A 13645-nucleotide genomic window follows, 5' to 3' on the forward strand; every position below is an offset into this window, starting at 1 on the left:
TTTAAATGATCCGGACCATTTACATTAATGTCCGTGTGAGTTTCCTCCGCATTCACTGTCCCATCCTGCCAGCGTCTCTATTCCATGCCTGAGGGCAGGCACGATCGCCTCGAAACACTGCCTTGCTCCCCGCTGACTTCCCGGAAAAGCTATTACAAGTGTATTTTTGCATATCACGGCGACACTTCTTGTAAGAAAAGCTCTTTCTGTAAATTCAAGGGTCTTACTCCGCATCATCTCGCCGAAACCGGGTACGACCTTTTCTGCTATGCCTAATAGAGCCTCAGGCGTAACGTCCCTTAGCGAAAGTCCCGTTCCGCCTGTTGTCAACACCAGGTCATATCCCTCATCGCACCATGATCTTACTGTGCAGGCAATTTCTTCCTTTTCGTCCGGAACTATCTTTTTGTCTTCCACAACAGCACCTTGGGCAGCTATTAATCTTTCCAATTCAGGCCCTGCTGTGTCTATCCTCTCTCCCCTGCTCCCTTTGTCGCTTACAGTAAGGATAGCAGCCCTTATAGCTTTCCAGATGCTTACCTGGGATGAAACACTAAGGAAGCCGGGGGTGCAGACTCCATATTTTTTGTCAGCACTGCTCCATCTGAGAAGAGTATCGCCTTTTCCTGCAGCAAGAAAATCACCCTCCCGGGGCAATGAGTCCGGCGGGAGAACTATCGTCATTTTATCAGCGTGATATTCTGAAGTTAGATCAGCCCCTGCCGACGCGCATGTTATATCTATCGGGACCTCGTTCACGCAGCTTTCCCCGGCAGAATTTGAATGGACATAACAAAGCGTGTGATCCCCTATAAGCGATGGTGCGTAAAGCCTCAGTATCCTCATACCTTGTACACTCCTTCAGCGTTCCATTCGCCGCTTTTTCCGCCTGTCTTCCTTATCAGCCTGATATCCCTGATGACCATGCCCTTGTCTATGCCCTTGCACATATCATAGAAACAGAGAGCGGCAGCTGAAACGCCTGTCAGCGCCTCCATCTCGACGCCTGTCACTTCGTTCGCAGTCGCTTCACATGTTATCCTGACAGACTTCGTCCCTTCAGCCAGATCACATTTGACCACTACATTATCAAGTCTTATCGTGTGGCATAACGGGATAAGCTCGGGAGTCTTCTTTGCTCCCATGATACCCGCAAGCTCGGCAATAAGGAAGGGATCGCCCTTTTTTAAGCTGCCAACAGAAACTTTCTCATATATCGCAAGGGGAAGGTCTATCCATCCTTCCGCCCATGCAGTACGCGATGTTATCTTTTTTTTGCTCACATCTACAAGTACCGGCCTGCCGTCACTGTCAAAGTGTGTGTATTCTGCCATTTTTTATCCCCCTATTCCGGACATATGCTGGTGTCCTGCACGGACGTCGCTCCAGCATCTCGGTTTGTTTTTTATGCTGTCAAGTATCAGTTCCTTGAGTCCTTCGCTGTCTTCGTTTAGTATCAGCGGCCTCATCGGGATCTCAACAGGAGCAAATAGGCATGTCCTGAGCTTTCCTGTTGCTGAGACCCTGAGGCGGTTGCAGTATTTACAGAAATGGTTTGAAACAGCAGTAATTATACCTATCGAATCACCTGTCTTCTCGTTCCTGTAGTACTTTGCCGGCCCCGCCTGCGCTGAATCAGGCTTTTCAGCCTGCCATGAATCACCCTCAGGAAGCATCTTTAGTATCTCTTCCCCGCTGATAAAGGCATCTTCGTTCCAAACATCGTCTTCAAGAGGCATAAATTCTATCAATCGAAGGAGAACTTTCTCCCTTTTGGCGAAAGCCATCAGATCGCCTATCTCACCATCGTTGAAACCCCTTATCAACACGGTATTAAGCTTTATGTTCCTTATTCCCGCCCTTACTGCGGCCCTGATGCCGGAGATGACATTCTCAATATTACCGAGCCTTGTCACATCGGCGAACTTAACAGGGTCAAGTGTATCCAGGCTTATGTTTAGGGAGTGGAGGTTTGCTTCAGCCAGCTCTTCTGCATACTGCCCAAGCATGGAACCATTCGTGGTCAGGGCAGTTTTCATCTCTGGAAACTCTCCATTGAGTTCCTTAAGGAAACTTACAAGGTCTCTTCTCACAAGAGGTTCCCCTCCTGTAAATCGTACTTTTCTGACTCCCAGTTCCCAAAGTACCCTGCAGAGGAAGGATATTTCCTCGTACCTCATTATCTCACTGTGTTCCAGAAACTCCACGCCCTCAGCGGGCATGCAGTATTTACACCTGTAATTGCATCTGTCAGTCACTGAAATGCGGACATAGTTCAGGTTCCTTCCGAAGTCGTCAATCAGTCTGTCCATCTGTAGCCTCCCATATCTTCAACAGTCTCTCTCCATTCCCTGTCACCGAGGCTGTCCATAAGGGCCTGTACTGCCGGATGGCTCATGTATATCGAAGGGATGACAAGCTCATAGGGCTCTTCCGCAAGCGGTATAAAGTCAAGCCCCAGTGCATCCGCCGCTGATTTTATCCCCAGTGTTGCATCTGCAAGACAGGTAAAGACACGGTTTGCAGCTTCCATATGCGTCGTACACTGTTGTTCATAACCCTTTATCTCGGAAGGAGATCTCCCTGCCATTTTCAAGAGGTGGTCAAAGAGGACCCTTGTTCCTGCTCCTGGCTGTCTGTTTGAAAATACATTGTCACCGGCACACAGTTCTTCGAAGGTTTTTATCTTTTTAGGGTTGCCCTGCTGCACTATTATTCCCTGTGTTCTGTAGAAAACGAGGATCCGCTCCCATTTTGCTCCGTTGGCAAAACGTTCGATGAAGCTGTCGTTGTATGTCCCGTTCTTGTCGTCAAGGAGGTGTGCCGCAGCCATGTGGCATTCTCCCCTGCTCAGGGCGGCAAGTCCGCCCATACTGCCTACTGCGCGTGAGACAAAATCCCCGCCCCTGCGTCTGATCGGGGTAACCAAAAGCTGTATAGCAGGGTCGTCAGAACCCTGGAAAAGTATTCTCTTATCCAGGTCAACTTTTCTTTTCATCCAGACGGTGACATCTGTCCCCTTCTCACATTCAAGGGCAGAAGCAGGAAGAAGGGCGATCCCGTCTGCCTCTGCCAGCGCCCAAAGGACGCTCGCTCCGGAAGTAAGCGCCCAGGAATATAACGTATCACCTACTTTGGCCGTTTTGACCCTAAGCCATTCCTCTATCCCTGCCGGCGAAGAATGCTGCACAAGAAGTTTGGTATTCCAGGTTTCCCTGCATCCGACAGCTTCTTTTATCAGGTGATCCGGATCTTCATCCCTAGCTGAAAGAAGGTTGAGCAGTGGAAATACGAGACTCCATAGGACAACTGTGGTCGACATTGGAAACCCAGGAAGGCATATCACAGGCTTGCCCTTTATCTCTGCAGCCATTGCAGGTCTGCCGGGTTTCATTCGTATCCACCTGAAGATCACCTTTCCAAGATCTTCAAAGACCTCCAGGGTATGGTCCCTGCGGCCTTTTGCTGAACCGGCACCAACAAGCACCACATCATAATTATCCACTCCCTCTGAAACCTTTTCCTTCAGAAGGGCAGGATCATCGGGGACTACAGGGGATACGTCAACATCAAATCCCCATTCCCGAAAAGATGCTTCGATAAAGAGAGAATTGCTCTCTGCTACTGTGCCGGACTTGGGGTTCGGATCTGAAAGCCATTTTCCCCTTGATATGACCTCATCACCCGTCGGAATGTAGAGCGTCCTGGGCTTTTTAAAGACCGGGACTTTTTCTATTCCTGCGCATAAAAAGAGCGAGATTAGAGCGGGTGTAACAGTATCGCCCTCTCTTGCTATGATCTGTCCTGCCATCACATCTTCGCCAAGCGGCCTTACATTGGCAGAAGGAGTAAGGCTTTTAAAGATCAAAAGATCGTCGCCTTCCATTGAAGAATCTTCTACCATAAGGACAGCGTTTGCCCAGTAAGGGACATCAGCCCCGGTGTTCATCCAATGATATCGTGAAGGCTCCAGCGATACCGGAGTAGCCTGTGACGCGCCGATAGTAGAGGATGCATCCACTGCGTATCCGTCAACGGCGGAGGCAGCATAATGCGGAACGTTCCTGTGTGCCGTTATATCTTTAGTCAGGAGACAGCCAAGCGCCTCTGATATGTTTTTTTCAGTTATATTTTTTCCAGCTCGTCCACTAAATGCTTTTTTAAGCATTTCGATGGCTGTTCGCAGCTCTATGTGTTCGCTGTATCTGGCTACCATAACCATACCTCCGCCGTCTCTCCGGCTCTTATAGTCTCACGATCCTCGGGTATCCTTATAAATCCGTCTGCAGATGCAAGTGAAGAAACGTAGCCTGACTTGGCAAGGATCGGATCTATTCTCCCGTCGGTGGTCATCCTGCATGGGACAAACTCTTCAGGTCCAGTCCTCGCTGTAATGTCTCTAGACATCGGCAGCTGCATTTTTATCCCGTATCCTGTGTTGGCCGCGCCTATAAGTCTTAGCAGCAACGGGATCAGCAGAACATATGCTACGGTAAAACAGGAAAGAGGATGTCCGGGAAGACTTACAACAAGCTTTTTGTCTTGGAGGCTGCCGGCAATGAGCGTCGGTTTTCCGGGGATTATATTGATGCCGCGGATCATCAATCCCGGCGCAGGAAGTTTTTCAAGGACCCTCGAGCAATGATCCCTGATACCCACCGATGAACCGCCGCTCAATATCAAAACATCACAGCGTGCTGCCTCTTCCTTTACGGTCTTCTCAAAAAGATCGCCCTCATCAGAGAGTATTCCCCTATATTCTGAATCAAAACCATATCGGGAAAGAAGCGATCTGACAGACCATCCGTTCACATCTCTTATTTTTCCGGGCTGGAGAGGGTACGTTTCGACCGGAACTATCTCATCGCCTGTACTCAGGATGCTTATTTTAAGGTTTATCAAAGGAACGGCTTTAATGCCCAGAGTAGCAAGAATGCTCATTGTTCTGAAATCTACCAGGTCGCCCCTTGAGAGGATCTTTTGTCCCGCGGGAAACTCTTCTCCGGCAAGTATTACATTCTCTCCGGACTGTACAGCGCTCCTTACCTCCACCCATCCCCCTGTAAGAGCGGTGTTTTCAAGCATGACAACAGCATCCGACCCGTAGGGAAGCACGCCGCCTGTAGGGATGCCTGCTGCCTCTCCCGGTCTTATGGAAATGTCAGGCAGGATACCCATCGGAATATCTCCGGTCTTATTTAAAAACGTGGGAGTACCCGGAGTCGCAGCCACTACATCAGAACTTTGTACTGCAAAACCATCCCTGAGGCTTCTTGTGTACGGTGGGTACTGTTCTTCGGCTTCAATGTCCCCGGATATCCTTTTCCCCAGGGCAGAATCAATAGGCATATAGACAGTCCTCACATGCCAAGGAAAAGAAAGACCTTCAGCGACATGCTGCAGGGCCTGTATGCGAGGCGTGACCTCTTTAACAAAACCAGACATCAAAACAGCGACCTTTCGTATCTTTATATTTTTAACAAAGGCTACTTTATCTCAACAAGAAAAAAGGGATATCCATCTTTCTCCAGTTTCTTTGATAAAACTGCGCCCTCTTCTCTTCCAATTTCCGGGTTTTTTACACGCACTTTGTAAAAGGGGGCTCCGTCTTTCTTATCTTCAGTCAGGTAGGCCGTATATCCCTTAGCCTTCACATCTTGTATCAGCTGGAGCGCGTTTTCTTTTGATGCGAATGCTCCTATCTGGACGTCCCATCTGGGCTCCTTAACAGCGGCAGCCTGGACTTTCTCGTTTTGGGCTGTGGTTTCTTTGGCTGAGGCGGCAGGTTTTGCTGTCGCTTTTACTTGCGTTGTTTCAGTTGATACTTTTTTCTGCTGCCCTTCCTTTTTGACATCTACAGGCTGGGCAGGCTTTATTGAAACCTTTTTCTGTCCTGCCGGATCAACCGGATCCTGAACAGTAACATTCTCTTCCTGTGCCGGCTGAACTGACTCCTGATTTGCAGTTTCCTGCTCGTTGAAGACAATATCGTCTGTTTCGTTTGAATTGAAGAAAAAGAGTTTTACACTGAAAAAAAGCAGTGCGACCGCCATTATTACAGTTAACGGCAGTATGAACTGACCAAACGTAGCCATTGGTTTTTTTTCCTTATAGTTCCGCGTTCTTCTTGTAACCATGCAGTCACCCCCATTAAACTACCATAGATGTTCTAATTCTAACAGCGTTTTAGCTCTGGCGGCAGGATCAAAACGTACTTTTTTTGAAATTCCATTATTTTTAGCCAATGCCACGCTCTCATTATACCCGTACCAGGCAAGAGAAAACTCGCTTTCTGCTTCTTTTGGACTCGTCATCCTCAACTGAGGTCTTTTCTTCTTAATTTTTGTGAGTGCCTGAATCAGGATCTCATATTTCTTTTTTATCCCGGCTGTTCCTTCAAACGCCATCGCGCTCCATACCGTACCGGGTTTAGGCACGAAAGGATTTACTGAAAGTATCAGATTTAGTCCTGTCTCTGCAATTATCCTCCCGGACAGATCCGCTATGGCTTTGATATCTTCATCGGTCTCACCCGGCAGCCCTGTCATAAAATACAGTTTTGCCTGATCTATTCCAAGAGATGCTGCAAGACCTAGTTTTTCCAGGATAATATCGTTGCTGAATTTCTTGCCGCACGAAAAACGCAGTTCATCGCTGCCTGTTTCCGGTGCGACAGTCACGCTGTGCCTTCCTCCCCTTTTAAGGGCGTAGAGCATTTTTTCTGTCAGCCGGTCGATCCTCAGGGATGCGAAAGAGACCCCCTTGTTTTTGCTTTCAAAAAAATCCAGCAGATCTTCGATCTGAGGATGATCACCCGCCTCAGGTGTCACAAGTCCGACCTGGTCGACCTCGCATAGTGAGAATATTTCTTCAAGCCTCTCTTTTATCATTCCTGAATCCCTGTACCTCATTTTCCCAAAGCATCCTGGGAGGGTGCAGTAACTGCAGTTTCGGACACAGCCTCTCTGGAGTTCCACAAGCAGTGTCTTGCCAAATGAGCTTCTGGGGGTCAGCCAGGTGCTGTTCATAGGATGGACTGCATCAAGCGGCTGATCGTTAGCAAGGACTCTCTTTACTGCTACGCTGCCATTTCTTATATGTCGCGGCGGGACTAATATCGACGGATGTTCCGCAAGTTCGTCAAGAAGTTTTTCCTTGTTCCCCGTGGACAGATACCTGCGCAGAGACTTGACGGCGAATGGCAGTGCATCAAGGGCATCTCCTAAAATAATAAAATCGCAGACAGCGGAAAGAAGGAGCGGATTGATGTACGACATTGCACCCCCGGCCCCGATAATTGGATAGCTTCCTGAGAGCCTGTCCTCAAAATGAAGCGGTATATTGGCAGAGTTAAGCCACTTGAAAAAAATCTCCGCATTTCCTTCGTATGCAACGCTTGCTGTGATTACAGGAAAACGCTCCAGAAGAGTATCCCCTTCTATTGATCGGAATGGCACCGGGTCATTGCAAAAACGCTCCGCAGCAACGCCAAGTTCCTTTAAAGACCTGTAAATATAATGATATCCCAGGCTTGATGACGCAACGGAGTAATCTGCCGGGTAAAAGAGTGCCCAAGGAAGGTCTCCTCCCCTGGGCAGCTCTGCTACGCACTCTTCATCCATGCGAAATTCTTTCCAGCTCTGCCATGCGGTGATCTTACCTGTGCAAGAGCCTGCTTCTCTTTTCGTTTTCAGGATTCACGCCTCCGCCTTAAATAAGCAGGAATATCAAATTGATCTACAGGAGCACCGCTTCCCTTGAACATGTCCTCGTCCTGAGTATGGGTGGGTTGTGTCGGTGTTGTCCTTGCCACTCTTATTACAGTGGGCGTATCTTGTTCCTGTGCAGAGACAGACGGCTGAGGCTGTTTATTTTCCTCTGCAGCTGTTTTCTTGAGGTCGCCATAGAAACACTCTTCTCTTGTTTCAGCAGGCTTCTCGATCACACTCTCTTTGGTTACCGGAACAGAAAAGGATTTTAAAGCGGATCTTTTCTCAGCTTGGTCAGCAGACTGCTGGACATGAGGCTGAGGTGTGTTTCTGGTTGAGCTAAAAGCGTTGAGGTGTCTTACAGCTGAAATGTCGACCTTTCTTGAGAAACCGGGATCAGCTGATACTTCTTTTTTCTCATGATTGTCAAAACCGGTTGCAATAACTGTTATCTGTATGGAATCATCCATTTCAGGATCGAATACATGTCCCCAGATTATGAAGGCATTATCGTCCGCAGCTTCGGTAATGATCCTTGTAGCTTCGTTGATCTCGTGTATGCCGACATTTGCTCCGCCTGTGATGTTGAAGAGGATGCCCTTTGCCCCGTTCATATTGGTGTCCATTAGCGGGCTGTTGATCGCATTGTAGGCAGCCGTTGCGGCGCGCTTCTCTCCGTAACCCTCTCCAATGCCCATTATCGCAGAACCCGCGTTGGACATAATCGTCCTCACATCAGCAAAGTCAACGTTGACAAGTCCCGGACGCAGGATAAGGTCTGTAACCCCCTGAACAGCCTGGTGCAGCACTCCATCAGCTATCCTGAACGCATCATTTATCGTTGTCTTTTTCTCTGTTATGCTGAGCAGCCTGTCGTTGGGGATAATTATCAGCGCATCGACTTTGTCCCGCAGCTGTGACACACCTTGTGCAGCCTGTGCTATGCGGCGTTTTCCCTCGAACGAAAACGGAAGGGTAACCACTGCCACAACGAGGGCGTCGGCTTCCTTGGCAATAGAGGCTATAACTGGAGCAGCTCCGGTACCAGTTCCACCGCCCATACCTGCGGCGATGAAAACCATATCTGAACCTTCAATGGCTGCTCTGATCTCTTCCCTTGATTCCTGGGCAGATTTGAAACCGATCTCAGGGTCAGAACCTGCGCCAAGACCTTTTGTCAGTTCTTTGCCCAGAATTATCCTGTTCTGTGCCTCAGAGAGTTCAAGATGAGCCATATCAGTGTTTGCAGCTATAAACTCAACTCCGTTGAGTCCGCCCCTTATTATATGATTTAACGCATTGTTGCCGGCGCCGCCGACACCAATGACCTTTATTACTTCCCTTGTTGGGTAATTTGATTTATCCAACTGAAATATTTCAGTCATATCGACCACAAAAAATCCCCCTTTAAATTATTCAGGGTCATATCTAAAACAGGTCCTTGAAGGCATTTTTCAGACCTTCAAGCGGATTGAAGCCGGAACCTGAAGCTTTGTTGTTTTCATCCAGCTTTATCCTGACTCTTGTTTCAGGTACTATGGAAGGTCTGCCGGCATCTTCTCCGGATACCCCGCGGATCAGCGGATTGTCAAGGTAGCGGAACGGATCTCTTTCTCTTTCCGATATGTATCGTATGATACCTGCCGCGGCTGAGTATTCCTGACTGTTCCTTCCGGGAGGCATCCTGTTGGCATCAAGCGGCGAGGATACTCTTGCAGGAAGGTCCATTACATCCAGAACAAAAGCGTCTATGCCCTCTGTTTTTGAGACCCCGCCCGTCAATATTATCCCTGCAGGCAGCATTGAAATACCCGCTGCTTTTATCTGGGGGCGGATAAGGACTTCACAGAGCTCCTCCATCCTGCACCTTACTATCTCATGCAGGTCCTTCTTGGCAATGCTGTAGTTTCTGCTGTTGTAAACGAAATCAACTGTCTCCTCAGGATCTTCCGGCCCGGTGAAGACAGATATTTCCCTTTTCAGTTCTTCAGATTTATTCAGCGGCAGTTTAAGGACGCTTCCGATGTCGTTGGTTATGTGGTCGCCGCCCACTGATATCAGACCAAGATGTTTCGGCCTTCCGTCAGAGAAAACCGCAACTCCTGTTGTACCGCCGCCTATATCGATAACAACAGCGCCGGCAAGGGCCTCTTCAGGGGAGATAACTCCCAGTGCCGCTGCAAGAGGCTTGAGCACAAGCCCCGAAACATCAAGTCCTGCCTTATCTACGCAGTTCAAAACGTTCTGGATCGTCGATGTCGGAACTATCACAGACTGCAGCTGGATGTCAAGCCTGATAGCCGTCATGCCCAACGGGTCATCTATACCTACATTCCCGTCAAGTGAATACTCGACCGGGATCGTGTGCAGTATACTTTGGTTCGCCGGTACTGCTACATCGGCCTGAGCAGCTTCAATAACTCTTTCAATGTCGAGCTGCATAACTGGACGTGGAGTACGGCCAAGGGAAACCATTCCTTTTGTGCGAATGCTGGTCACTTCACCTCCGCCAAAAGCCACAGTAACTTCGGTAATATCCTGACCTACCATATTCTGCGCATCGCTCACAGCCTGTCTTACAGAGCGAACAGCCTGGTCAAGATTAACTATCAGTCCCTTTCTTATACCATTTGACGGAGCCTGTCCAACACCGATGATCTGAGCTTCCTCACTCCCATGCTCTCTTTCAGCAACAACAACTGTGACCTTGCTGGTACCAAGGTCAAGTCCTGCAAGGAGTTCGGGCTCCCGATCCGATGAATAACCTGAGGCTTTCTTAAACAATCAAATAGCCCCCTCTCTTCTTGATGAGAAACATTTTCGACTCTTATTGTACCTTATTTTTCACAAGAATTTTACCCTTGTATGTAGTATCTATAAAGACGTTGGATGAAATTTTAGAAATATCAGGATATATTTTTTTGATAGCCAGTCCGGCTGTCTGCCATTCCTTTGGATCGTCCAGAAGCATTATGTTCGCGCCGTTGTTCCTTTCCTGACCATAAAAGATCAGATTGACAACATCTTTGCCCTCTCTGAACCCGGCCTGGATGAATTTTACCTTTTCTGACCAACCCAGCGCTTTGAGGTTGTCGTACCAAAGTAATACTTTCTCTATCGGCATGCTGGAGAAAAAAACGTTTCCGTGATCCCCTGAAAGATCCAGCGGGGTCGCTCTGTCCGTGCTCCATGAGAGCAGCGGAAGACCGTCTGCCTTTTCAGACCTTATGAAGGTGTTCTCCCTGAGCGAACTCAGCCATGTCCTTCCATCAGCTGCAACATACCAGAATTTGCCGCCCCAGTACATTCTGAACGCAGGCTCAAGAGGCAGTATCTCAAGTCTGAATTTTCCCCATCCCGAGAGTTCCATCCTGAGGTTGACAGGGTAATAGGCTTCGATATTTTCGCAGTATTCTTCCTTGGAGAGCCACAGCAGGATCCAGATCTTTTCATGGTGCGGTTTTACAGTGCCCCATACGACCTGTTCGGAGAGAATCCCGACCGGATCGATATCGATCCCATGAAGCCTGAAAATAGCATACCTTGACTCCGCAGCTGCAAGCATACCTACGGCTAGGGATAAGACAAGCAAAAGGACTTTCAGCCTCTTTTTAGTCCTTCTTGAAATTGCCCAGAAATTTAATTTCATATTCCAGATTTACCCCATGCAGCTTCAGGACCATCTCCCTACAAAGCTCACAAAGTGTATATATGTCCCGGGATGAGGCATCCCCGTCATTTTCAATAAAATTTGCATGATAACCCGAAACTACGGCCCCGCCTATCCTCATACCTTTGCAGCCGCATTCATCAAGCAGGAGGCCAGCAGACATTCCCGGAGGGTTTTTGAACACACATCCGGCTGTCTTTTTTCCCAGAGGCTGGCCCTTTTTCATTCCGGCAAACCTTTTGATATTATTAAAGATCATTTCCTTCGGTGTGGTTTTTAATGAGATCACACATGATGTTATAAGTGCTACGATACTTTCGTCTACAGGACATGAGCGATATCTCCATTGAAACAGATCTTCGCCAAGCCTGATCGTGCGCGCATTCCAGTCAACAGCGCAAACCTCTTTGATAAGGCCGCTGAATCCGCATCCGCACGCGCCGGCATTGCCCCACAAAGCTCCACCCAGTGTACCAGGGATACCGGTCAAAAATTCCAGGCCACCCAGTCGTTCTTCAATTGTGAGAGCAAGAAGTTTTTTCACAGATACTCCGGCTCCTGCCTCTATTTCAATGCTTTCGCCGTTTCCTGACCTTGTTAGTTTGATGAAATCTAATTTTTCGGTATGGACCACCGCAGCTTTGATCGGCTCGTCGGATACAAGCACGTTGGACCCGCCTCCAAGCACATAGAGCCGGAGATCTTGATTTAAGACTGCAGCAACAGACTCAGAGGCTTCTTCCGCTGTCCTTGGCGAGTCAAATGTCTTACAGACACCTCCTACTCCCCATGTATTCAGATCTTTTAGAGGATGGTCCCTCTGCAAATCACTCTATCCCCTCTTCTTTGCTCATCAGTTCAAGTGTCTCGCATATTTTTTTACCGAGTGTACCTACGCTCCCGGCTCCTATGGTGAGGATAACATCGCCGCTCCTGGCGGTCACACAAACGGAACGGACGAGGTCGTCAAAATTGCCGGAGAGTTCATAATGTGCCCTGTTGTCCTCTGATGCAGCATCGAAGATCATCTTGGAAGTAACGCCTTCGATCGGCATCTCGTCGGAACCGTACACCGGGAGTATAAATGCTCTGTCTGCAAGAGAAAGCGCCTCTGCAAATTCTTTGTATAGTGCTGCTGTCCTGCTGAAACGATGTGGCTGAAAAACGGTGACTATCCTTCTCTTGGGGAATATTTTACGCACAGTGCTAAGGGTAGCACAGATCTCACTGGGATGGTGACCATAGTCATCGTATACAAGGATGTCGCTTACTTCTCCCATCTTCTGCAGGCGGCGTTTTGCCCCTTTGAATCCTAAGAGTGCGTTTTTCACTTTTTCAATGGGGATCCCCATCTCATGAGCGGCAGCGCATGCCGCAAGCGAGTTAAGCACATTGTGTTCCCCGGAAACAGAAAGGATCATCCTTTCTATCCTCTCACCCTTCATGTTGAGGGTATATGAGACACCTCCGCCATCGTTGTGCTGTACCTCTGTCGCTCCCCAATCCCAACCTGTTCCCCATCCGTATGTGATCACTCCATCAGAAATGCCATAATCGGAACAGAGGGTGTTTACACCGGGATCTTCCATGCAGATTATGTTTTTGCCGCCCTCTTTTCTGTGGGCTAAAAATTCAGCGAAAGCATCTGTTACAGATTTGAATGTCATATAGTGATCCCTGTGATCCCAGTCAATATTTGTCACCACTGCTATCTCTGGATGGAAATATACGAAGGAGCGGTCGCTTTCATCAAGCTCGGCAACCATGTACTCACCCTGTCCGAGTTTGGCGTTGGTGCCTATGTCAGCCAATTCTCCCCCAATTGCCACAGTTGGATCTATATCTGCAAGTTCAGCAATGAGCGAGATCATTGAAGAAGTCGTTGTCTTGCCATGAGTACCGGCGATCCCGACACCTCTCCTTGAATTGAATATCAGGCTGAGTATTTCTGCCCTGCGGGAAACAGTTATACCCTGCTGCCACGCCTTCAATATTTCAGAGTGGTCCTGGGGGATGGCGCTTGAATAGACAAGAATATTTGGCATAAAGTCATCTATATGTTTTGCATCGTGTCCCATCTCTATAGGAATGTTCCTTTTCTTCAGACCTTTCATGTATGAGGTCTGTATCATGTCACACCCTGAGACCCTGGCGCCGATCTGATCAAGCAGGATGGCCAGGCCGCTCATTCCTGCCCCGCCTATCCCCATCAGGTGGATATTCTTCGTTTTTAGGTCTTTGTCAGTAACAAGTACCAAAAATAACT

The 13645-nt window shown here is 48.4% G+C and carries 12 protein-coding genes; all 12 read right to left on the reverse strand.

The window, feature by feature from the left end; genetic code table 11:
* Positions 1–24: 24 nt before the first annotated feature.
* Positions 25–684 carry a molybdenum cofactor biosynthesis protein gene (locus CVV54_01055; protein ID PKL05616.1) on the reverse strand — a complete coding sequence of 220 codons (660 nt, stop codon included), beginning with the start codon at positions 682–684 and terminating at the stop codon, positions 25–27.
* A 158-nt stretch (positions 685–842) separates the two neighbouring features.
* On the reverse strand, positions 843–1334 hold the full coding sequence (moaC, locus tag CVV54_01060; protein PKL05438.1) for a cyclic pyranopterin monophosphate synthase MoaC: 492 nt from the start codon (positions 1332–1334) through the stop codon (positions 843–845).
* A gap of 3 nt (positions 1335–1337) precedes the next feature.
* Positions 1338–2312 carry a GTP 3',8-cyclase MoaA gene (moaA, locus tag CVV54_01065; GenBank protein PKL05439.1) on the reverse strand — a complete coding sequence of 325 codons (975 nt, stop codon included), beginning with the start codon at positions 2310–2312 and terminating at the stop codon, positions 1338–1340.
* The gene (locus CVV54_01070) at positions 2300–4216 is read right to left on the reverse strand and encodes a molybdopterin biosynthesis protein (GenBank protein PKL05440.1); all 1917 of its coding nucleotides are present in this window, start codon (positions 4214–4216) and stop codon (positions 2300–2302) included. The genes moaA and CVV54_01070 overlap by 13 nt, the downstream gene beginning before the upstream one ends.
* Entirely contained in the window at positions 4210–5445 is a 1236-nt protein-coding gene (locus CVV54_01075) for a molybdopterin molybdenumtransferase MoeA (protein ID PKL05441.1), read from the reverse strand. The genes CVV54_01070 and CVV54_01075 overlap by 7 nt, the downstream gene beginning before the upstream one ends.
* 41 nt (positions 5446–5486) lie before the next feature.
* Positions 5487–6137: a hypothetical protein gene (locus CVV54_01080; GenBank protein ID PKL05442.1), complete on the reverse strand. Its 651-nt coding sequence runs from the start codon at positions 6135–6137 to the stop codon at positions 5487–5489.
* Positions 6138–6155: 18 nt separating this feature from the next.
* Positions 6156–7622, reverse strand: a complete 1467-nt coding sequence (locus CVV54_01085; protein ID PKL05443.1) for a radical SAM protein — start codon at positions 7620–7622, stop codon at positions 6156–6158.
* A gap of 68 nt (positions 7623–7690) precedes the next feature.
* Complete coding sequence (locus CVV54_01090) at positions 7691–9094, reverse strand: cell division protein FtsZ (GenBank protein PKL05617.1); 1404 nt, start codon at positions 9092–9094, stop codon at positions 7691–7693.
* 43 nt (positions 9095–9137) lie between these two features.
* The gene (gene ftsA, locus CVV54_01095) at positions 9138–10493 is read right to left on the reverse strand and encodes a cell division protein FtsA (GenBank protein ID PKL05444.1); all 1356 of its coding nucleotides are present in this window, start codon (positions 10491–10493) and stop codon (positions 9138–9140) included.
* A gap of 43 nt (positions 10494–10536) precedes the next feature.
* Positions 10537–11358, reverse strand: a complete 822-nt coding sequence (locus CVV54_01100) for a hypothetical protein (GenBank protein ID PKL05445.1) — start codon at positions 11356–11358, stop codon at positions 10537–10539.
* Positions 11321–12205: a UDP-N-acetylenolpyruvoylglucosamine reductase gene (murB, locus tag CVV54_01105; protein PKL05446.1), complete on the reverse strand. Its 885-nt coding sequence runs from the start codon at positions 12203–12205 to the stop codon at positions 11321–11323. The genes CVV54_01100 and murB overlap by 38 nt, the downstream gene beginning before the upstream one ends.
* A gap of 1 nt (position 12206) precedes the next feature.
* Positions 12207–13637: a UDP-N-acetylmuramate--L-alanine ligase gene (gene murC / locus CVV54_01110; protein PKL05447.1), complete on the reverse strand. Its 1431-nt coding sequence runs from the start codon at positions 13635–13637 to the stop codon at positions 12207–12209.
* Between the last annotated feature and the right edge of the window lie 8 nt (positions 13638–13645).

The organism is Synergistetes bacterium HGW-Synergistetes-1, assembly GCA_002839185.1.
Taxonomy (GTDB): Bacteria; Synergistota; Synergistia; order Synergistales; family Synergistaceae; genus Caenicola.

Bases quoted from the DNA above. Each gene is read 5' to 3' on its own strand.
- CVV54_01055 (PKL05616.1), bottom strand. From the start codon at position 684: ATGACGATAGTTCTCCCGCCGGACTCATTGCCCCGGGAGGGTGATTTT.
- moaC (PKL05438.1), bottom strand. From the start codon at position 1,334: ATGGCAGAATACACACACTTTGACAGTGACGGCAGGCCGGTACTTGTA.
- moaA (PKL05439.1), bottom strand. From the start codon at position 2,312: ATGGACAGACTGATTGACGACTTCGGAAGGAACCTGAACTATGTCCGC.
- CVV54_01070 (PKL05440.1), bottom strand. From the start codon at position 4,216: ATGGTAGCCAGATACAGCGAACACATAGAGCTGCGAACAGCCATCGAA.
- CVV54_01075 (PKL05441.1), bottom strand. From the start codon at position 5,445: ATGTCTGGTTTTGTTAAAGAGGTCACGCCTCGCATACAGGCCCTGCAG.
- CVV54_01080 (PKL05442.1), bottom strand. From the start codon at position 6,137: ATGGTTACAAGAAGAACGCGGAACTATAAGGAAAAAAAACCAATGGCT.
- CVV54_01085 (PKL05443.1), bottom strand. From the start codon at position 7,622: ATGGATGAAGAGTGCGTAGCAGAGCTGCCCAGGGGAGGAGACCTTCCT.
- CVV54_01090 (PKL05617.1), bottom strand. From the start codon at position 9,094: ATGACTGAAATATTTCAGTTGGATAAATCAAATTACCCAACAAGGGAA.
- CVV54_01100 (PKL05445.1), bottom strand. From the start codon at position 11,358: ATGAAATTAAATTTCTGGGCAATTTCAAGAAGGACTAAAAAGAGGCTG.